At 44.6% G+C, this 20,958-nt stretch carries 14 protein-coding genes; 3 read left to right on the top strand and 11 right to left on the bottom strand.

Annotation, left to right across the window (positions count from 1 at the left end; genetic code table 11):
• Positions 1-35 precede the first annotated feature (35 nt).
• The 5 genes from truA to fabB all read right to left on the bottom strand — a co-directional run bounded on the left by truA (position 36) and on the right by fabB (position 9,959).
• Complete coding sequence (truA, locus tag MSG35_RS17925) at positions 36-830, bottom strand: tRNA pseudouridine(38-40) synthase TruA (RefSeq protein ID WP_004734161.1); 795 nt, start codon at positions 828-830, stop codon at positions 36-38.
• A gap of 193 nt (positions 831-1,023) precedes the next feature.
• Entirely contained in the window at positions 1,024-5,895 is a 4,872-nt protein-coding gene (locus tag MSG35_RS17930; protein WP_248384665.1) for a FimV/HubP family polar landmark protein, read from the bottom strand.
• 207 nt (positions 5,896-6,102) lie between these two features.
• Complete coding sequence (locus MSG35_RS17935) at positions 6,103-7,116, bottom strand: aspartate-semialdehyde dehydrogenase (RefSeq protein ID WP_017062350.1); 1,014 nt, start codon at positions 7,114-7,116, stop codon at positions 6,103-6,105.
• Positions 7,117-7,128: 12 nt separating this feature from the next.
• Positions 7,129-8,262, bottom strand: a complete 1,134-nt coding sequence (locus MSG35_RS17940; RefSeq protein WP_248384666.1) for a 4-phosphoerythronate dehydrogenase — start codon at positions 8,260-8,262, stop codon at positions 7,129-7,131.
• A gap of 485 nt (positions 8,263-8,747) precedes the next feature.
• Positions 8,748-9,959 (bottom strand): beta-ketoacyl-ACP synthase I, encoded by a 1,212-nt coding sequence (gene fabB, locus MSG35_RS17945; protein ID WP_017062353.1) that lies wholly within the window; start codon positions 9,957-9,959, stop codon positions 8,748-8,750.
• Between the two features lie 128 nt (positions 9,960-10,087).
• Here fabB and mnmC point away from each other — a divergent pair, with 128 nt between their 5' ends.
• Positions 10,088-12,166, top strand: coding sequence for a bifunctional tRNA (5-methylaminomethyl-2-thiouridine)(34)-methyltransferase MnmD/FAD-dependent 5-carboxymethylaminomethyl-2-thiouridine(34) oxidoreductase MnmC (mnmC, locus tag MSG35_RS17950; RefSeq protein ID WP_248384667.1), 2,079 nt, complete (start codon positions 10,088-10,090; stop codon positions 12,164-12,166).
• 146 nt (positions 12,167-12,312) lie between these two features.
• Here mnmC and MSG35_RS17955 read toward each other — a convergent pair whose 3' ends face one another.
• The 3 genes from MSG35_RS17955 to MSG35_RS17965 all read right to left on the bottom strand — a co-directional run bounded on the left by MSG35_RS17955 (position 12,313) and on the right by MSG35_RS17965 (position 13,814).
• A complete protein-coding gene (locus MSG35_RS17955; RefSeq protein ID WP_017070306.1) occupies positions 12,313-12,834 on the bottom strand; it encodes an NADPH-dependent FMN reductase in 522 nt (173 codons plus the stop codon).
• A 176-nt stretch (positions 12,835-13,010) separates the two neighbouring features.
• A complete protein-coding gene (locus MSG35_RS17960; protein WP_017063425.1) occupies positions 13,011-13,274 on the bottom strand; it encodes a YfcL family protein in 264 nt (87 codons plus the stop codon).
• Positions 13,275-13,283: 9 nt separating this feature from the next.
• Positions 13,284-13,814 (bottom strand): elongation factor P hydroxylase, encoded by a 531-nt coding sequence (locus tag MSG35_RS17965; RefSeq protein WP_248384688.1) that lies wholly within the window; start codon positions 13,812-13,814, stop codon positions 13,284-13,286.
• Positions 13,815-14,112: 298 nt separating this feature from the next.
• Between MSG35_RS17965 and MSG35_RS17970 the strand changes: the two genes are divergently transcribed.
• Complete coding sequence (locus MSG35_RS17970) at positions 14,113-14,736, top strand: trimeric intracellular cation channel family protein (protein WP_004734183.1); 624 nt, start codon at positions 14,113-14,115, stop codon at positions 14,734-14,736.
• A gap of 113 nt (positions 14,737-14,849) precedes the next feature.
• Here MSG35_RS17970 and aroC read toward each other — a convergent pair whose 3' ends face one another.
• Positions 14,850-15,935 carry a chorismate synthase gene (gene aroC / locus MSG35_RS17975; RefSeq protein WP_004734182.1) on the bottom strand — a complete coding sequence of 362 codons (1,086 nt, stop codon included), beginning with the start codon at positions 15,933-15,935 and terminating at the stop codon, positions 14,850-14,852.
• 297 nt (positions 15,936-16,232) lie between these two features.
• On the opposite strand from aroC, the gene MSG35_RS17980 reads away from it, so the two are divergent.
• Entirely contained in the window at positions 16,233-16,736 is a 504-nt protein-coding gene (locus MSG35_RS17980; RefSeq protein ID WP_081230100.1) for a GNAT family N-acetyltransferase, read from the top strand.
• Between the two features lie 162 nt (positions 16,737-16,898).
• Here MSG35_RS17980 and MSG35_RS17985 read toward each other — a convergent pair whose 3' ends face one another.
• Positions 16,899-18,224: a SidA/IucD/PvdA family monooxygenase gene (locus MSG35_RS17985; protein WP_248384668.1), complete on the bottom strand. Its 1,326-nt coding sequence runs from the start codon at positions 18,222-18,224 to the stop codon at positions 16,899-16,901.
• Positions 18,225-18,250: 26 nt separating this feature from the next.
• The gene (locus MSG35_RS17990; RefSeq protein ID WP_248384669.1) at positions 18,251-20,935 is read right to left on the bottom strand and encodes a GNAT family N-acetyltransferase; all 2,685 of its coding nucleotides are present in this window, start codon (positions 20,933-20,935) and stop codon (positions 18,251-18,253) included.
• Positions 20,936-20,958 lie beyond the last annotated feature (23 nt).

A 20,958-nucleotide genomic window follows, 5' to 3' on the forward strand; every position in this document is an offset into this window, starting at 1 on the left:
TAAACCGTAATAATTTTTGAACCTAAGTCTCACATTTAGTTCAAATTATCCGGTAAAAATAGAGGGCCAATTGGCTCTCGTGGTAGCTCAAAATGTTCAGGATAATCAACATCCACCAGATACAAACCTTCCGCTTTTGCCGTCGCGCCGGCTACTTTTCGATCTTTAGCTTCTAAAAGCCACTGGATCCACTCTGGTTTCTGCTCACCTTTACCTACGGCAATAAGGCTACCAGTAATATTCCTCACCATGTGGTGAACAAACGCATTCGCTTTAATATCGATCACAATGTAGTGTCCATGACGAGTCACGTTCAAGTGAATCATGTTTCTCCATGGGCTACGAGATTGACAATGTGTCGCTCTGAATGAAGTGAAGTCGTTCTCGCCTAACAAGTACTGACCCGCTTCATGCATTTTTTTCTCATCAAGGTGACCATGATAATGGCTCACGCCTGAATTCAAAATGCCTGGGCGTAGTGCATGGTTAAAGATAATGTAGCGATAACGGCGAGCTGTTGCCGAGAAACGAGCATGGAAATCCTCATTCACTTCTGTCGCCCAACGAACCGCAATATCTTTTGGCATGTTGGCATTCGCGCCCATTGTCCATGCCACCATTTTACGATCGACATTAGTTTCAAAGTGAACGACTTGTCCCGTACCGTGAACACCGGCATCTGTACGACCTGCGCACATAACTTCTACAGGGTGATTCGCGACAACTGAAAGAGCCTTTTCCAATTCTTCTTGGACACTTTTCACGTCTCGTTGGCGCTGCCAACCAAAGTAGTGGGTACCGTTATATTCAATACCTAAAGCAATTTTCATGTTCTTGTTCTCTTTGAAAATGGGCGAGAAGTATATACGGAAATCAGTGCTAGCCCAAATAGGATGGAGCTAAAACTTAAATAAACAATCAGCATCGACCGAGACGATGCTTCTTAAAAACCAAATCAAACAATAGTGCTCTGCATCGCCTTAAAATAAAGGGTAGCCAACGCTACCCTTCTGATTTGTCAATTTATCGACCGTTTAACGTATCGATAAGATTTTTTGCCTCTCGACGAATATCATCGCTGCCATCAACGATTGCCTCTTCTAGAAGCTTAATTGCCCCTTGCGAGTCACTCATCTCGATGTAGATTTTGGCCAAATCAAGCTTACCCGCAGCTTCTGCATTGCTGTCGACATCATAATTGCCAATATCACCGATAACATCAGGGAATTCGTTTAAACCAACATCCAGTTTAAGCTCTTCATCGTCTGGATTAATGACTTCTTCACCTTCTTGCTCGACTTGAGCCATCAGTTCATCAATCGTCATGTACTGCTTATCACGACTGTTGCCTGATTCGGTTAGGTTGTCTTGTTGAGCCCAATTCTCTTCTTTGATCTTCGGTTCAGCTTGCTGTTCAGCCGACGCCCAAATCTCTTGTTGGTCATCAGGCACATCATTATGCATGCTCGATTGTTGCTCTGGCGCTAGGTTAAAGCCTTTCCAGTCTTCGCCGCCAACGTCAAGCATTGCGTCAATATCTAGCCCTGCGCTATCAATCGAAGTTGCGTCCAATGGCTTATCGAACATGTTGTCGACAGAGTCTTGAACATCTTCAGAAAGCAACTCAGCCAATGCTGTCTCATCAAAGTCATCAAAGCCTTCTAGTGGCTCATCTTGAACCGATGCAGGCGTTGAGTTTGGCTCTGAAGCCGCGCTCAGCGATTGTTCTGGCTGTGCAAAGCCAGCCGGTTCAGAGTCTTCAGCATTCGAGAAATCATCAGCCTGACTGTAGCTCTGCGGATTTGAGAACAGATCATGCAACGCATCTTGCTCTTCGCCTTGTGGGCTGAAAGAAGTCAGTGGTGTTGGCTTCTCAGCAAACGCATCAGAGATCGCTTCGTCTTCACCGTACTCTGGTAAATCAAGCTCATCGAACTGTACGCCTTCATCTTCTGCTACTGGTTCAGCACTGCTTTGCTCAATATCGTCTAAGACAGAATCGGCTTTCGCACTCTCTTCATCGTATTCAGGCAGATCAAGGTCATCGAATTCGAAGTTCTCTGTGCCATCAGATAAGTCTTGCTCTAACTGTGCTTCATCCGGTTCACTCACCACTTCAGCTAGTGCATCTTCTTCACCGAACTCTGGCAGCTCAAAATCATCAAACGAGAACTCTTCTTCGCTTTCTGGTTGCGCAGTTTCAGCCTGTGGTGCAGCATCTAGCTGAGGCTCAGCGGTAGGTTGCGATTCAACACTTGATTGAGAGTCTATAGCAGGCGTTGCTGGCTCTGGTGTTGATTCAGCATCAGCTTCCGCTAGTGCGTCTTCTTCACTAAACTCTGGTAAGTCGAAATCATCAAACGAAAACTCTTCGTCGTCTCGCGCCTGAGCTATAACTTGGGCTTCAGTTTGAGGTTCAACACTTGGTTGAGCATCAATAGCTGGCGTTACTGGTTCTGCTGTTGATTCAGCATCAGCTTCCGCTAGTGTGTCTTCTTCACCAAACTCTGGTAGTTCAAAGTCATCAAACGAGAATTCTTCTTCGCCTTCTTGTCCTAGAACTTCAGCTTGTTCTGCTACTTCCGCTTGTGGTGTAGCTTCAACTTGCGGTTCAGCATCTAACTGAGGTTCAGCGACTGGTGTCACTAGCTCTGGTGTTACGTCAGTTTCCGCTAATACTTCTGGTTCAGACGCCTCGTCTTCAATCAGCCAATCGTCGTCTTGTGGTACACCGAATTCATTTGGAATGATCTCTGGCATATTTGCAGCTCGAACTGGCTCTGGCTCTGGCTCTGGCTCTGGCTCTGGCTCTGGCTCTGGCTCTGGCTCTGGCAAGGATTCAACGACATCTTCAAATTCGTCGCTACCTTGAATTTTAGGCTCAAAGTCAAAATCAGAGTCAATGTTCGCTGGCGACTCTACATCGTCGATGGCTTCAGCTAACCAGTCTTCAACCGTTTCTTCTTCATCTTCAGAGATATCGTTCAAAGACGATGGCGAAGCTTGCTCTTGTACGTCGGCTTCTTTTGGTTCTGGTTCTTGTTGTGCGGTTGCTTCTTGAACTCGCTCTTCAAAATCTGGTTTGTTAAAATCAGAATTCTCAGATAACAGCGAGTCGATATCCAGTTCATCATCTTCAACCGATGATGCAGTTTCTTGCGCTGATACTTCGTCGCTGTCTAAAAGAGACGCTTGCTCTGGTTCAACCGTATTGTCAATTGATGGTTCAACAGGCTCTTCTATTGCTGGCAACAAATCATTGTCATCAGAAGTCATTAACTCATCAATCAACGCTTCGTCTGTTGTTTCTAGCGAGTCATCAAGCAAAGCATCCGTTGCCGGTGCGACACCGAACAAATCATCGATAAAACCATCACGATTAAAGGCTTCATCATTTTCTGGCTTAATGTCAGAACTTTCTTGAGTCATTTCAGAATCTAACGATTCATCAGTAACGACTTCAGGTTGTGGTGTTTCACTAATGTCCGATGCTTGCTCAGGCTCAACTTCAGATGTTTCAGAGGTTAACGAAGTAAGCTCAACGTCAGAGTTATTTGCAGGATCATCGTTAGCGTTGTCAAAACCAAAGGCTGCGTCTAACTCTTTATCAAATGTCTTATCTTCAGATTCAAGCTCGTCTTCAATGCCACTTGTCAGTAAGTCATCAAACGGGTCTAGAGATTCTGATTTTGGTGCATCCGCTGAAAGCTCATCATCTGACAACTCACTATCAAGGAAATCATCCAGTAAGTCGGTACTTTCGGCGTCGAGTTCGAAATCATCATCGTCAGAATCACCTATCAATTCATCCAAGGTTTCCGTGCTGTCTTCTGCAATGTTTATGTCATCATCGGTCGATAAACCAGAGAGCTCTTCCAGTTCAGACAGAGAATCAAAGCCTAAAGGCTCACTTTCAGACTCATCACCCGATTCGTCTTCCAACATTTCATCAAGAAGGTCGGTCGAGTTACTTAGATCAACGTCATCTCCTGCCAATTGCTCATCAAGCAGATCAACGCTGTCTTGAGGTTCTTCATCTACGATTGGCTTATCGAACTGAGACAGAATGTTTTCGATATCATCATCAGACGCCAAACCACTGTTTAGGTTAGTGGCAATCTCATCGTCGCTATCGAGGTTGAAAGGGTCATTCGCTTGATCGTTCTGAGCGGCAACTTGGGCAAAGATGTCATCAATATCATCATTCGCTGTTGGTGACGCAGGCTCAGGCTCAGGGGACTGTTGTTCAGAGATTAGAGCATCAATATCAAAGTCGTCATTACTCAAATCAGCAGGCTTGGTCTCACTTTGTTGCTCAGAGATAAGCGCATCGATGTCAAAATCATCGCTTGCTGGTGTTTCAGAGCTAGAAGGCGAATCACTTTGCTCTTCCGAAATCAGAGCATCAATATCGAAGCTGTCATCATCTTCGTCATCAAGAGCAAACAGATCATCTAATAAAGATTGGTCTAGCTCGTTGGAACCGAGATCTTCAGTTTCAGACTCTTGAGATAGTAAAGCTTCAATGTCATCAGCAGACATTGCGTTATCATCAGAAAGGTCGAAGTCGACATCATCAGTATCGACGGCGCTTTCCGCAGTTTTGTCTAGCGCACGCTCCATCTCTTCAAGACCAAGCGCTTTCTCTTCGCCATTAACACTAATGCCGTTGCTGCTGTCTAAATCTAGATCGTCGAAGTTGGTGTCTAAATCGCCGTTTTCGCCAATGCTGGCAAATGGGTCATCGTCTTCACCATCTAAATTGAAATCGAGATCAGATTCATCTAAGCCGGCAAAGACATCGTCTTCTTCAGCTAGCGCTTGATCGTCAAACAGCTTGTTGGCGTCATCTTCCGTACCAAACAAGTCATCGTCTAAAGACAACTCGTTAAGGTCGTCCATCTCGTCGCCCAATGTAATAGGTGCAACGGTACTTGGTTCTGACTGGAGCGGTTGTTCTTGAGTCGTCTGCTGTTGCTCATCATTTTTAGAACGACGGCCTAACAGCATCACAACGATCAAACCAATGAGCAGACCTGGAATAATCGCCAGAGCCGCTACTAACCAACCATTCGATAACAGTTCGTCCATGGCGCTTGGTGCCATTTTTTCAATTTCAGCGTTCTTTCTGCGCTCTTCATCAAGCAGTTTTTCCACTTCGCTACGAATACGATCTTCATCGCTGAGCTCAGTTTTTAGCTCATCCACTTCCGATTGAACATTCGATAACATCAAACGAAGTTGGTGGTTTTTCTCTTCAAGTGACAGCAGTTCAGTTTCTGAAAGCTCTAGCTGCTTCTCTAACTTGTTCATCTCTTGGGTTGGAACAGATTGAGCTAGAGATGATTGAGTTGGAGACAATGGCTTTTTAGCGGTTTCAGTAGTGCTTACTTGCTTAGCAGGAGCAACATTTTTTGCATCAGAGCTCGACGCTTTTGGTTTTGAAGCGACAGGCTTACTTGTAGGAGCATCAAGCTTAGCAAGATGTGAGTTCATGATGTTGATAGCTTGCTGCGTCGAGCTTGCACGCGCTTGCTCTAAAGAAGGCACTCGTAAATTACTGGCAGGCAGCAGGCTATGGATATTCTGGTTTTCAAACGCTTGTGGGTTTAAGCGATAAATAGCCAACAGAGTTTGTTGGACTGAGACGGAGTTATCAGGGCGTAACTTTGAAGCAATAGACCACAATGTTTCTGAGCCACGAGTCGGACCATAGAAACGTGAAGGCTCAGCGCTATTCGATTGCGCTCTTTGAAGTGGTTCTGAAAACGTAGGCGCTGATTGTATCTGGCCATTAGGCCCTACAACTCGAATGGAATCTGCACGAACAACGGAAATCTGAGTCGCAATGATAAAGGCAAAAGGCATTAACCACGGCTTGAAAATTTGAAACATAAAAGGCTCAGCTAGGTGCTTAAATTCGGAAAAGTGATGATCTATTAAATATATCGGATAAATGACGTAAAACTATAGAGATGAAAACAAAAAATGTGTTGCAGCAACAATATTCGCAGCAATTTCACACAATTTGACTAACAATATTTTTAATCGATTAAAAAAGCCCCACTAAAGAGTGAGGCTTGTTTATCAAAGCAATAAAGCTTAGAAGTAATCGCGAATCAAAACTTCAGCGATTTGAACTGCGTTGGTTGCTGCGCCTTTACGAACGTTATCAGCGACAACCCACATGTTCACGCCGCTGTGATGGCTGATGTCGTTACGAATACGACCAACCATTACGTGGTCTTTACCACCTGCATCACGAACTTGAGTTGGGAAATCTAGCGCTTGGAATACTTCAACACCTTCTGTGTTCTCTAGAAGCTGAACCACTTGCTCTGCACCGATTGGTGCGCGAGTTTCAATGTGTAGAGATTCTGCGTGACCGTAGAATACTGGTACACGAACACAAGTCGGGTTCACTGTGATTGAAGAGTCAGCAAAGATTTTTTGAGTTTCCCAAACCATCTTCATCTCTTCACGCGTGTAGCCGTTCTCTGTAAATTCATCGATTTGAGGAATACAGTTGAAAGCGATTTGTTGTGAGAACGCTGAATTTTCAGCTGGCATACCGTTAAGAAGCTTAGCCGTTTGACCCGCTAGCTCATCGATACCTGGCTTACCTGCACCAGACACAGATTGGTAAGTTGAAACGTTAATACGCTCAAGGCCCACTTCATCGTGAATTGGTTTTAGCGCTACTACCATTTGGATAGTCGAGCAGTTAGGGTTCGCGATGATGTTACGGTTACGGAACTCAGCAATCGCTTCAGGGTTCACTTCAGGCACAACCAGAGGAACATCGTATTCGTAACGGAAGCGTGATGTGTTATCGATAACAACAACACCTTCATCAGCCGCAATTGGAGCCCAACGCTCTGAAAGCTCGCTACCTGCAGAGAAAAACGCAATATGTACTTGAGACCAATCGAAGTCTTCTACGTTTTGTACTTGTATTGTTTTGCCGTTAAAACGGGAAGTTTTGCCTTCACTACGTTCACTTGCTAGTAAGTGCATTTCACCGACAGGGAATTTACGCTCTTTAAGTACTTCAAGAATGGTTTCACCAACCGCACCAGTCGCACCTAAAATAGCAATATTAAATTCTTGGCTCATTGTTTCTCTCTTTTATAAAGTTGGCTTTACCATAAAACCGAGTTTAGATAACGGCGTTAAATTACAAGATTCGTCGCCCGTTAACTCGACTGCACTGTACTCTCTGCGGTCCCAATATTCTTTACGCATCTTGTCAAAAGAACCCGGCGTAGCGATATTGCGACGGAATAAGGCGTCGTCTTTGCGCACATCATAGATCAACTGAGTCAAATTGTGCAGTGTTGCTTCATCCCAAGCTCTATCTAATTTCATTTGAGGTACAGGCGCTGTCGGCAATAAGTCGCTTGCATACGCACGCTGTTCAGTACCTAAAAACTCACAATAACTGTTGAAGATCATCGTGGTACCACGTGCTTTACCCTCTAAACCGTAGCCCGCTACGTGAGGCGTTGCAAAAGCGAGTAACGGAAGAAGCTCAAAGTCGACTTCAGGTTCAAACTCAAACACATCAAGCACTGCAGTGAAACCATCGGCTTTTTGCAGGCGAGCTTTTAGCGCTTGGTTATCAACCACAGGACCGCGAGCTGCATTAATCAGAATTTGATCAGCACGTAAGTTGTTCAGCACTTGCTCACAGATCAAGTGATGCGTTGGATACTCACCCGTCTTAGTGATTGGCGTGTGTAATGTAATAACGTCTGATTGCTCGAGCAGAGTCTCTAACTCAGTAAATTCGCGAGTATCACCCTCTTGCTGTTTTAGAGGGTCGTTCAGCAGAACTTTGATACCAATACCTTCAAGGCACTTCGCTAAGTAGCTGCCCACTTGACCACAGCCGATAATACCAACCGTTTTATCAAAAACAGAGAAGCCTTGTTGCTGCGCAAGCACCATCATCGCACTGAACGCGTACTCAGCAACACCCACCTTGTTACAGCCAGGCGCCGCAGTAAAGAAAATGCCACGCTCTTTCATCAATTCTTGGTCAACATGGTCCATACCAGCCGTCGCAGTACCGACAAACTTCAGCTTATTGGCTTTGCTGATCAATGACTCGTTTACCTTGGTAACAGAGCGAATCATCAATGCGTCTACGTCAACTAGGTCGTCAGCTGTTAATGTTCGACCAGACTTCATTGTCACTTCCCCTAGCTGGCTAAAAAGCGCTTCCGCGTAAGGCATATTTTCGTCGATTAAGATTTTCATTTGGCGAGTACTTTTGTTGGGGTCTATCGACCTAAATGTGAATTGAAATGATTGTGCAAAATTCCACACACGGTGTCGAGTAGCAATTGGAATACATTATAAATAAAGGGCTGAATCACCTTACCTTGGAAGACAAAAACCAAACCCAAAGTGAATACCCAAGATCAAACGGCTAAAACGAAAAATGCCCGATTGAATAAACAATCGGGCAAACATCCAGAACAAAAGGATCCTATCTCGCTCTCCAGGAGACAGAGTCTTGCGTCTGTTCAACCAGTACTAACCAAGGTCAGTACTGGTCAAGCTCTGGAAACCTTTCAATTTCTAAACCCAGATTTAAAAACTATGTTTAAAAAACACGTTTACCAACCTACGTCTAAAAACTTTGTTCTGATGGTCATTATTACTGGGTGACCTGTGCGTGTTGAATCTGCACTAGCGCAACCCTTTAACGATTAACCTTGTCTCTGTAACTCAAGCCTCAGTTAAGCTTGGTACTTTTTGATTACTAGCGTTGCGTTCGTACCGCCGAAACCAAAGCTGTTAGACATAACCGTTGTTAGCTCTTGATCACGAGCTTCAGTTACGATGTCTAGGCCAGCAGCAGCTTCGTCTAGGTTAGAAACGTTAATGCTTGGAGCGATAAAGCCGTTGTCTAGCATTAGCGTTGAGTAAATTGCTTCGTGTACGCCAGCAGCGCCTAGAGCGTGACCTGTCATCGCTTTAGTTGCAGAAATTGCTGGGCTGTTGCCACCAAATACTTCTTGGATAGCGCCTAGCTCTTTCACGTCGCCAACTGGAGTTGAAGTACCGTGAGTGTTCACGTAGTCAACGCCATCAACGTTTTGCATTGCCATCTTCATACAACGAACCGCGCCTTCACCAGAAGGAGCAACCATGTCGTAACCATCTGAAGTTGCGCCGTAACCTACGATCTCGCCGTAAATTTTCGCGCCACGAGCAACAGCGTGCTCAAGCTCTTCGATAACTAGCATGCCGCCGCCACCAGAGATAACGAAACCATCACGGTCTGCATCGTAGGTACGAGAAGCCAGTTCTGGCGTGTCGTTATACTTAGTAGAAAGTGCGCCCATTGCGTCGAACATCATAGTCAGAGACCAATCCAGTTCTTCACCGCCACCAGCGAATACAACGTCTTGCTTACCAAGTTGGATAAGCTCCATTGCGTGACCAATACAGTGTGCAGATGTCGCACATGCAGAGCTCATTGAGTAGTTCACACCACGGATTTTGAAAGGAGTTGCTAGACAAGCAGAAACCGTAGAAGCCATTGTACGTGGAACCATGTATGGACCAACGCGCTTCACGCCTTTCTCACGGATGATGTCTACCGCGTTTACTTGGTTTAGAGATGAAGCACCACCTGAACCCGCAACGATACCCGTGCGGTCATTAGATACTTGATCTTCAGTTAAACCAGAATCAGCAATTGCTTGCTCCATTGAAAGATAAGCGAATGCCGCTGCATCACCCATAAAGCGCATTTTTTTGCGATCGATATGGTCAGCAGGGTTCATTTTTAGGTTACCCCATACTTGAGAGCGCAAGCCATTTTCCTTGAACTGCTCTGAAGCGGTAATACCAGATTTACCCTCTTTCAGTGATGCTAAAACTTCTTCGACGTTGTTACCGATACTTGAAACAATACCCATACCGGTGATTACGACTCGTTTCATGTGACATTCCTATAATTCTAAATTCAGCTAGATGATAACTAAGAAGCCTAACAAAAGTGGTCAGCTTTCCTAGAAATTCGTACAATCCCTACCAACATATCGCTTCAAATCACAAAATGATAGATTTTATGACTTCAATTACTAATGCAGAACTGGAATGGAATGAGTCTGGCACGCCAGTTTCAGACCAATTTGACGACGTTTACTTCTCCAATGTTAACGGTTTAGAAGAAACTCGCTACGTCTTTTTAAAGCAAAACCACCTTCCAGAGCGTTGGCTTGAACATGAACAACGCCGCTTTGTGATTGCTGAAACCGGCTTTGGCACAGGTTTGAACTTTCTTGCAGTTTGGCAATGGTTCGATGCTTTTCTTAAAGATAACCCACAAGCGATGACCAAAGAGTTACATTTCATCAGTTTTGAAAAATATCCTTTAAATAAAGAGGATCTCATCAAAGCACACCAATCGTGGCCAGAATTAGCCGAGTATGCGACGCAACTCCAAGAACACTACCCTATCGCTCTACCTGAATGTCACCGCATTGTGCTGGGCGACGGTGCAATCACGCTTGATTTGTGGTTTGGCGATATTAAAGATTGCATGCCTAACGTACCAACCCCACGTGAAGGTTTGGTTGATGCTTGGTTCTTAGATGGTTTTGCTCCGAGCAAGAACCCAGAGATGTGGAATCAAAACCTATTCAACGGCATGGCCAAGCTCGCTAAGCAAGATTGTAGCTGCGCCACTTTCACCGCTGCTGGCTTTGTTCGCCGTGGCTTAATTGAAGCTGGCTTTGAAATGAAAAAGGTCAAAGGCTTTGGTACTAAGCGAGAAATGATCGCCGGCCAACTTGGCGAAAAGCACGCTCACACCAACATCAAACCTTGGTATGGCCTTTCTCAACACAGTGAATCACAAGACATTGCGATCATTGGTGGTGGCGTAGCCAGTGCTGCATTAGCCAAAACGCTAAGCCGTCGTGGTAAAAACATCACCCTTTATTGTGAACACCCACAAGCTGCGGGCAATGCCTCAGGTAACAACCAAGGTGCGATTTACCCGTTGTTGAGTGAAGCGACCTCGAACGTGTCTCGCGTGTTTGGCCCAGGTTTACTGTTTGCTCGTCAATTTATTAATCAAGCGGCTCAGTCTGTCCAATTTGATCACAGCTGGTGTGGCGTGAACATTTTGATGTGGGATCAAGGCTCCACTAAAAAGCTCAACCGCATGTTGGAAGGCAACTTCCACACCGACCTAATTCAACGTTTATCACCAGAGCAAGCCAACGAAAAAATTGGCTTACCGGTCGATAAAGAGAGTGTTTACTTTCCGTTGGGCGGCTGGCTAAGCCCTCTTCAGCTTACTCAAGGCTTGATTGGCAAGTTAGAAGAGAGCAACCAAGTGAGCGCACACTATCAACATCAAGTAACGCAACTTGAATGGTTAGAAGCAGAGCAGCAATGGTTACTGACAATTGAGACACCTCAAGGTGAGGTTCAAACCAAGCACGACCAAGTGGTTGTCGCGAATGGACACAAGTTCACTCAGTTTGAACAAACTCAGCCAGTACCACTGACTCCGGTTAAAGGCCAAGTGAGCCATATTCCGACCACGGAAAATCTCAGTAAACTAAAAACCGTATTGTGCTTTGATGGCTACCTGACGCCACAGAACCCAAACAATGGTCACCACTGTATTGGTGCGAACTACGACAAAACTAATATCGACCAAGAGTTTGATATTGAGGTTCAGCAGCACAATGGCGAGCGCTTACATGGGTCGCTACCAGACCAAGCATGGACGAAAGATGTCGACACCAGTGACAACTTAGCGCGCCAAGGTATCCGAAGCGTAAGCCGTGACCACCTTCCGTTTGTCGGAAACGTTGGTGACTTTGAAGCCATTAAGGAACAGTATCAAGATCTCCACAACTTCAACCCACAGCGTGACTCGGTTGAAGATGTTGAAACGGTCACTAGCTTCCCTAACCTTTATTGCTTTATCGGGCTAGGTTCACGTGGCTTGAGCTCCGCACCATTATTGGCTGAAGTATTAGCATCACAAATCTGTGGCGATCCGCTGCCCTTGCCTGTTGATGTGCTTGAGGCGATTCACCCAAGTCGAATGTGGGTACGCAGACTGCGTAAAGGTAAGGCATTAACGGCTGGATGGGTTGCGGACAAGCATTCTAAGTCAAACCCGTAGTTTCTAGTTCAGCTATTCTGAACATCTGAAATTTCTGAATATCTGAAACTAATAAGTTAAAAGCTAAAAAGCCCGAGCGACATTATGTCCCTCGGGCTTTTTGTTGTTCGTGTTGCTCTAAACTGATGTTCTAAACGAAGCAGTATTTACAGCTTAGCAACCGCGTCTTTAATCTGTAGAGCGATCTCTTCATTGCTGATAGAACCAGATTCAAAATCAAAGTTATCGTAGAAGCTTGGTACTGAAACTGACGCTTGCACGTTACCACCAAAGTAAGGTGCAGAACCTGTCGCTGCGCCCAGTACCGTTTGTGCGCCGCCAGGGCCCGGTGAAGTCGCTAGGTAAACCGCCGGCTTCTCGCCAAATACTGAACGCTCAATGCGTGTCGCCCAATCAAATAGGTTTTTATATGCTGCTGGGTAGTGACCATTGTGTTCTGCGAACGAGATAACAAACGCATCAGCTTCTGCTAGGTCGCGTAAGAATGCTTGAGCACCTTCCGCTTGGCCAATCTCTTTTTCAGTGTCTTCACTGAACATAGGAACATTGTAATCGTTGATGTCTAGGACTTTAACTTCAGCACCTTCAATCAAGTTTGCTGCGTAAGTTGCTAGTGTTTTGTTGATTGAAGTAGAACTTGTGCTTGCGCCAAATGCGATAACTTTCATGATGTGACCTTTTCTGTAATTCCGTTAAGTGGGATTAGAATAACGTAGTAAGAAAATGGAACCATCACAAGAAATGAACGGACTCATTCAAAAATTTCGAACGAGTCTCAAATAAACCAGTTCGCTCAGCAAAATGAAAAGGAAGGAACTGAGCGGATAGTGTCAATATATCGAGATTAAGCTTGGTTTTGTAGCTCAACCCAAAGGTCATTAACGATGGTGCGGTCTGCTGGCGTTAGTTCAGAGCGAGCGTCGTCTAGGCTCTGTTCAATACGAGCTTTTACTTCTGCCACATCTTCAATGCCTTCTTCTTCACATGAAGCCACAGAAAGAGAAATATGACCACGTAAGTAACCACCAGCAAACAGTTCATCGTCTGATGCGTTTTCAATGCGAGCATCAATTACTTCAAGTAGTTTTTCTTCAAATTCGATAATCATAATATTCTCTTATTTCACAATAAATTGGCTAGTACATAAAGGTTCTACATCGTAAAAGCTGCGTAATGCTTCAGAGAGCATTTTCACGCGAGGCGGAAGACCAGCTTCAAAGATACCCATGACTTCACTGTGTACTTTATTCATAAAGGCCAAACGATCTGGCTCAAAATCGCCGTGTAGATTGTCACAGCTGACATTAAAAGGAAAGCCCGCACTCATCGCAATGATCCATTCATACGCTTGTGGGCGAATTTCTACTTTTTCAAACTCAGCTTGAACCTCCTCAGTTCGACCATCAGGTTCATACCAATAGCCAAAATCTTCCAACAAACGACGTTCAGGTCCAGCGACACACCAGTGTGCTATTTCGTGAAGGGCAGAGGCATAAAATCCGCGAGCAAATACGATACGGTGGTGAGAAATCTGTTCATCGGCTGGCAGGTAAATAGGCTCGTCTGCACCCAGTTCGAGCTTGGTATTGTAGCTATCGAAAAAGGTTTGATTGAAAATATCGATGATGTCTGGGTATTGGTGCGTCATAAGATTAAATTTAAGTAAAAGAACTGGGGCATTTTGCGTTTTTTTAAGCGCTCGGTAAAGCCCTATCACAAGCAATGGCATTGGGTTAACCCCAATACTTTACTGTGACAATCGATTGCAGATCCCAGATTACACTACTTTGAGGTGAATGATTAGTTTAGCTAATCTGAAATGCCTATTCACGGTACAAATATTCATTCGTCAATCAGCGTTTTTACTACTACACTCGCGCTTCATTTTTATATCCCTATGGCCTATAAAACTCCAATTTATAGACCTATATTATAGAGCTACAGCAATGCTACTAAGTGTTTTGTATATCATTGGCATCACGGCAGAAGCCATGACCGGCGCTCTCAGTGCTGGCAAACAAAAAATGGATTGGTTTGGTGTAATGTTGGTTGCGAGTGCAACGGCAATTGGCGGCGGTACAGTACGAGATATCTTACTTGGCCATTACCCTTTAGGTTGGGTTGAGAACCCGCAGTATCTGGCAATCACCTGTATCGCAGGTGTTATTACAACCGGACTGGCTAAATGGGTTATCAAGCTCAAAGGGCTATTCATTCGTTTGGATGCACTAGGGCTTATCGTGTTCAGTATCATTGGTACTAAGGTAGCGATGACCATGGGTCTTCACCCAATGATCTGCATGGTGTCTGCGCTCGTCACCGGTGTCTTTGGTGGTTTGCTTCGCGACCTTATATGTCGTCAAACACCATTGGTTCTGCATGAAGAGCTGTATGCATCTGTCGCCCTTGTCGCTTCAGGTTTATACCTAGGTTTGCTCGAGCTTGGCATTAACGACGTAACCGCAACGATTGTTACGCTTGTGGTTGGCTACTTGCTGCGTATGGCGGCCGTACGATTCAAATGGCGTTTACCTTCGTTCCAGCTTGATCCGGAAAGCTCGGTGCATTAGATAATATATTCTCAATGACGCACAATATAAAAAGGGTTGCTTCATTACGAAGCAACCCTTTTTTATTTCTATCAAATCAGTTTCAAATCTGTTCTGAATAAAACGAAGCAGAACTAGATTTTTGGCGTTTCTGTTGTCACACCAAAGTTTTGACCACGGTGACGTAGCAAGTGATCAAGCAGCACGATAGCCAGCATCGCTTCAGCAATAGGCACTGCACGGATACCCACGCACGGATCGTGACGACCTTTCGTGATTAACTGCGTTGCTTCACCGTCTTTAGTGATGGTGTCACCAGGAACAGTAATGCTTGATGTTGGTTTAAGCGCAATGCTTGCCACAATATCTTGGCCAGTAGAAATACCGCCTAAGATACCGCCAGCATGGTTGCTGCTGAAGCCTTCTGGAGTTAATGGATCACGATGTTCACTACCGCGTTGATTAACGACATCAAAGCCATCACCAATCTCAACACCTTTCACCGCATTGATGCTCATTAGAGCGTGCGCGATGTCTGCATCTAGACGATCAAAGATTGGCTCACCAAGGCCTACAGGCACTTTAGTCGCAACCACTTGAATCTTCGCACCGATCGAGTTGCCCTCTTTTAGCAAATCACGAATCAGTTGGTCAAACTCAGGCACTTTGTCGGCATCTGGGCAGAAAAACGCGTTGTTTTCGATCTCATTCCAATCCACTTTATCAATTGAGATATCACCCATTTGAGAAAGGTACGCTTGGATTTCAACACCAAATTCTTGTTTCAGGTATTTCTTCGCAATTGCACCTGCCGCAACACGCATTGCAGTTTCACGAGCCGAAGAGCGACCGCCGCCACGGTAATCACGTACACCGTACTTTTGATGGTAGGTATAGTCAGCATGACCAGGACGGAATTTGTCTTTAATTTCGGAATAGTCTTTAGAGCGTTGGTCTGTATTTTCAATCAATAGACCAATAGAAGTGCCCGTAGTTTGGCCTTCAAATACACCTGATAAGATTTTCACTTCATCCGCTTCACGGCGAGCCGTTGTATAGCGAGAAGTACCAGGGCGACGACGATCCAAATCTCTTTGAAGGTCTGCTTCGGTAATTTCTAATCCTGGTGGGCACCCATCTACGATACATCCTAGTGCGATACCGTGACTTTCTCCGAACGTGGTCACGCGGAAATGTTGTCCGATACTGTTTCCTGCCATTACTTCCTCTAAATCAGCCATCACTCAGAAGGTTTGATTCCTAAACCAACCAGCTAATAGCTTTACTTGTCTATTCTTCGTGAATTCATAGTGGCTTTATTACTAAATGATGTAAACCCCAAAAAACGAACAATTTTAACTTTCTATTACATAAGCCGAATGAAATGAATAACGAGGGGAAATGAGTGGCGCTTTAAAGTGGTGATTTTGAATAGTTTCATGGCCAGTTAACAAAGGTTAATGAACTCGGTTTGAATACTCTCTATGTTGTAGCCCAAAATAATAAGGAGAAAAGTGATGATCGAGTGGAGAGTTAAAAAGTTTGCGGATCTGTCTGTTCAAGAGCTCTATGATTTCTTACAGCAAAGAGTCGATATTTTTATCGTGGATATGAACACACCCTATAGTGACCTAGACGGCAAAGATAACCATCCAGAGACCTATCACATCATGGGTTATGAGAACGGACACCTAGTGGCTTACAGCCGAATTATGGCTCAGAAGCTTGGATACCCCGTAGATGTTCTCCCTTTGCTCGATTCTGATGCAGATGATGTATGTATCGGGCGAGTGATCGTAGCGAAAGAATACCGAGGTAAACAGATAGGTAACCAGCTCATGCAAGTGAGTTTTGATACCACTCGGAAGATTTACCCTGATTGCTCAATTTTTATTTCGGCACAAGCTCATCTTAAAGACTACTATGGTAAATTCGGTTTCGACGTGGTTACGGACAGTTACTTAGAAGATGGGTGTACGATGTTAGGCCTTCGATACACTCCCGAGGTTGTGATGGTTTAGCTGAAAGCGGCAGACGCAGTATAAGTACTCGCTTTTATAGATTGAGAAGCTTACTCTAGTTTAGTGGTATTTACCTCCCCAGTTAACATACCAATCAAGCCTCTCATTCGCATGAAAGACTTGAATTTAGAGAGTTACGCAGAATTTAGGGCCTTCTCGAAATCAGCAGAGCTCTTTCTGTGGTTTGCTAGGCTCTAACCCCCAATCAACGACACAGCTGTGCTCGACCGGGTCGTAGAGATTTTTCTGTGCGACGCTGTTGAGTATTTTGGCACCTCGCCACGCCGCTAAGCTTAATTGTGGTTCTGCGATACCATGACTTCCCATACCAGTATTAACCATATAGATACGATTATGCTCCCCACCGCCCCATTCTACAGAGAAGTCTTCTGCCAATTTAGGACGCCCATCATCATCCCATTTGATTTGTTCATGTAACGCGTTTAAACAGCTTGGTGTTACGCGCTTAAAACCAGTGCACATCACAACAACATCCGCTGTAATCTGTGATAGTTCGCCTGTTAAGCTATGTTCAAGTTTCAATTGGTAACCTGTGCTATCACGTTGCATCTCGATTAAGGAGCGGCTTGGTTGAATGCTCCACCATGGTCTATTTCTCAACACAAACTTATCATGGTACAAACGCTGATAGATCCCCTGAAGGCACTCGCTTGTGATTCCATCACTGGTTAGCTTTTGTCGCCCTACTTCGCTATCTTTCACTTTTTGATCAAGTTGATAGAATCCATTCACATAATCTGGCATGAAATACTGGTCAGTAAAGCAACCTTCATCAAGTACCTCGATATTCGCTCTTCTCGACACCCAATGAAGCTCAGATGACGCACCGAACTGTTGATCAAAACTATGTTGGAAAACATCTGCTCCCGTTTGCCCTCCGCCGATCACGGCAACTCGTTTACTTTCAAATTGAGGAGCACGCAAAGCTAGCTCACTGGCATGGAAGCACTCATCGCCCATGTGTAGCATTGCACATTCAGGAACGGTTGGTACAACACCGGTTCCCATAACAAGGTTTTTTGCATAAAAGATGTGGTTTTCCGTTACTACCTTGAATAAACCATCGTTGTTTTCAATATGAATGACTTCTTGGCTAAATTTTACATTGGGTAGTTGATTCGCCACCCACCCCATATAATCTGAAAACTCTAAACGTCCTATCGTGTTCTGTCCCGAAGCCATAAACGGGTAGAACTTTCTGTTCAAGACTAAATAGTTGAGAAAACTGTAAGGGCTAGTTGGGTCTACCGCAGTCACTAAATCTTTTAAGAATGATGTTTGCATTTTTGCATCGTCTAGTAGCAACCCTGGATGCCATGCAAAGTGAGAACGCTTATCTAGAAATAGCGTGTTTAGTTCAGGTTTTTGGGCAGCTAAAGCGGCAATACTTAAGTTAAATGGACCTAAGCCGACACCAATCACATCATAAATAGTGTCCATATCGAAACGTTTGTTATCGTTATTCATTATTTTCCCTTTTCAATGCCAAATATCTAAAATGCAAACTGTTCAAAGAAGCGTTTTCTACCGCACAAAATGAACGCTGAACGTTTATGCGGAAAATCAAATTCAAACAACTTTTGCATCCCTACTCGCGAGTTCAACTTGAGCACTCGATGGTTATCGGCTCTTGGTTCACCGACCACAGACTCCATTCTTGGTTCCTGCATGAAACAGTATTGAACAACTGCCCTTCCCCAAGTATCAAAGTAAGGAAGCCCTCTATACGCTAAGTTGCCTACCAGCATATGTACGCCTTTATCAAACAATCCGTATTCGTAAAATGGACCAATTCTGTCTTCGGCTGCCCAGTAGATTTCAAAATAACCGAAAGGCACACCATCAAACTCCCCGATCACGCCGTAGGCATGTTTGTCCTGTTTTTGCTGCTCAAGATAGTTTCGATGTGTCGACAACTCTCCCTCTAGCTCCCACATTTGGGCAACAGAAGGCTCATTGTGCCAACGGTGGAATGTGTTTAAGTCCCTAGCGATATCAACTACTCTCAAGGTAACAGTACGTTTCAAGTGGTAGTAATATCGCTGAAAAACGATACCTTCAGGATGAGTTGGTCGAATAGGATGTGTCGAACCATTCTCTGCTGTCGTGAATACTTGAGTCTTTGAATCCTGAGCTGTATGCAACCAAATGGGTGCTGACTCTAAAAACTCGCTGAACTCAATCGTCTTTTCTCCACCTAGCCAATTAGTCGCGTTAATACGATTTAGATCCATAGAAAAAAGTGTGTGTTCAACAGCACTCCACCAAAGCATGGAATCATTGACGTCAGTTGTGTTGCACGTTAAAGCGCCAGTCTTCCCTCCTTCGACTTCCGCATTAAATTGAGCAACTACTTCGCCATATTCAATGAGACTGAAAGTCAAAGTCCCATCCGAACTCTCTCGCTCAAGTATTGTGACAGTTCGACCTGAAGGAAGTGGTTTGTGGATACGTACGCCTTCATTTTCTGAATCTTTCCAAGCAAGTGGATTAGCGACATCGCAGTAAATGATTGATGGATCTTTCATCGTCGCTTCATTAAACGCCGATAAAAAGCACATAAAATTGCGCTTCCACCGTAAGGTTGGCGAGTGAAGAATATAGTGATAAAAAGAGTCATCTTTAGGATTTAGCTTGGATAAGGCGTCAAACTGATTGCGGCATAATGTCCATAAATCGGTTTCATCAATAAATCCTAGCGCTCCAATGGCCGCAATCGTATTTAGTAGAGAGTTCCCAATAACATAGTAAGCGTGATAAGGGTTGAGCTCTCCAGCTTCCATAAAGTATTCCGGTTGCTCACGTTCCAAAACATCAGAGAACACATCCATTGCTAGTGACGTTAAACCAAAACCTTGGCAGTCTCGAACCGCAACGCCAACAGGCAAACCTTGCTCTACTTCAACCATTAAGTTTTGCTGATGAGCAAGCATCACAATGCCATAGTCAGCACGCGCGACACAGATTGGCGCAATGACCTTTTCCATAAATGCGCTCATCCAGTGCCTCGCTGCGAGTTCAAGGCTGTGTCCTTGGATTTGGGCACACTGTCGAATCCACTGTTCAAGCTCACTAGTCTTATCACCGACTGCGTCTTGGTTTAGTGTTGCCAACATGTGGAAGCGACTCGCGGTAGAATCAGATACTTGTTCAGCTTCAACAAAGAAAGGGTTCACTCTAAAACATACCAGCGGTAGATCTAGGACCGCTTGATCCTGCCCGACAATAGAACACCACATAGGCTCTTCAATAAAATTGGCGAAGTCCAAACGTTGTTTTAATTCCTCCCCTGCTGCAGTCTTCATCAACTTACTAAATTGAGTGCCGCGCCTCGCTTCAGGCTCGGTCATAAGGCGCAGAGAATTAGTCAAACGAACCGGTAAGGATACCTTTAGCATCCATTTACAATTCGGATGATAAATAGCACGTGAGGAAGATGTTGCTGTCCACCCATCGCTCTTTAGAGCTAAATCAAGGGTATAAGCCTGCAGAGCCTGACAATTCGCTTGTGCTTTTCGCCACTCTCTTGCTTGCAGCGGATGCATGGGAATTGGCACCCAGTCTGCATCTGGTAATGAAGAAGCACCTTGAGTGTGACAGCTCAGAAACATTTCTTTTAGTTCATATTTCATACTCCCCGAAACGTATTCGCCAGCGAGCTTATCTTCTTTTACGGCAAACCATTCCAATGCGAATTCACCAGCGAATTCAGGTAAGTACGCTTCTTGCTCTTGTTGGGTCAGAGGTTCATTACACTTAGGGGCTGGATGCATACTGTGTCCACCACTAAGTGCCTGTTCTGATGTGATAAAACCTTTCAAATCATGTTGGTATTGACGCAAAGCCAATGCGGAAGATGCCCGCGTTACATAATCATTTGAATTTTCAACACGTTGTAAAAACAGCGTTTTTTTATCTTGATCAACTTCAGGGAAGTAACGTTCAACTAACAAAGAAGCAGCCTGAGAAAACGGTATTTGTGATAATTTATCTAGCTCTCGAAGCAGTACTTTTCCACTATATCGATGACGACCTGAGGCAGATACATAGGTAAGAGGAATCTCTAATTGCCCATGACTGTTCAAATCAACATAAATACTGTTGCCCTTAATTTGATATTCAGATGTTTCAAGCAGCAAGCTGTTTAAGAAGTGCTGCATCGTAAGTAAATGCGTCATTTAACTCTATCTCTTAGGATTCA

Origin of the sequence: Vibrio sp. 1CM23M (genome assembly GCF_023161755.1) — a bacterium.
In the GTDB taxonomy this organism is placed as follows: domain Bacteria; phylum Pseudomonadota; class Gammaproteobacteria; order Enterobacterales; family Vibrionaceae; genus Vibrio; species Vibrio coralliirubri.

Coding starts and splice junctions, on each gene's coding strand:
- MSG35_RS17990 (WP_248384669.1), bottom strand. CDS start 20,935: ATGACGCATTTACTTACGATGCAGCACTTCTTAAACAGCTTGCTGCTT.
- MSG35_RS17930 (WP_248384665.1), bottom strand. CDS start 5,895: ATGTTTCAAATTTTCAAGCCGTGGTTAATGCCTTTTGCCTTTATCATT.
- MSG35_RS17985 (WP_248384668.1), bottom strand. CDS start 18,224: ATGAATAACGATAACAAACGTTTCGATATGGACACTATTTATGATGTG.
- truA (WP_004734161.1), bottom strand. CDS start 830: ATGAAAATTGCTTTAGGTATTGAATATAACGGTACCCACTACTTTGGT.
- MSG35_RS17935 (WP_017062350.1), bottom strand. CDS start 7,116: ATGAGCCAAGAATTTAATATTGCTATTTTAGGTGCGACTGGTGCGGTT.
- MSG35_RS17980 (WP_081230100.1), top strand. CDS start 16,233: ATGATCGAGTGGAGAGTTAAAAAGTTTGCGGATCTGTCTGTTCAAGAG.
- mnmC (WP_248384667.1), top strand. CDS start 10,088: ATGACTTCAATTACTAATGCAGAACTGGAATGGAATGAGTCTGGCACG.
- MSG35_RS17940 (WP_248384666.1), bottom strand. CDS start 8,262: ATGAAAATCTTAATCGACGAAAATATGCCTTACGCGGAAGCGCTTTTT.
- aroC (WP_004734182.1), bottom strand. CDS start 15,935: ATGGCAGGAAACAGTATCGGACAACATTTCCGCGTGACCACGTTCGGA.
- MSG35_RS17960 (WP_017063425.1), bottom strand. CDS start 13,274: ATGATTATCGAATTTGAAGAAAAACTACTTGAAGTAATTGATGCTCGC.
- MSG35_RS17965 (WP_248384688.1), bottom strand. CDS start 13,814: ATGACGCACCAATACCCAGACATCATCGATATTTTCAATCAAACCTTT.
- MSG35_RS17955 (WP_017070306.1), bottom strand. CDS start 12,834: ATGAAAGTTATCGCATTTGGCGCAAGCACAAGTTCTACTTCAATCAAC.
- MSG35_RS17970 (WP_004734183.1), top strand. CDS start 14,113: ATGCTACTAAGTGTTTTGTATATCATTGGCATCACGGCAGAAGCCATG.
- fabB (WP_017062353.1), bottom strand. CDS start 9,959: ATGAAACGAGTCGTAATCACCGGTATGGGTATTGTTTCAAGTATCGGT.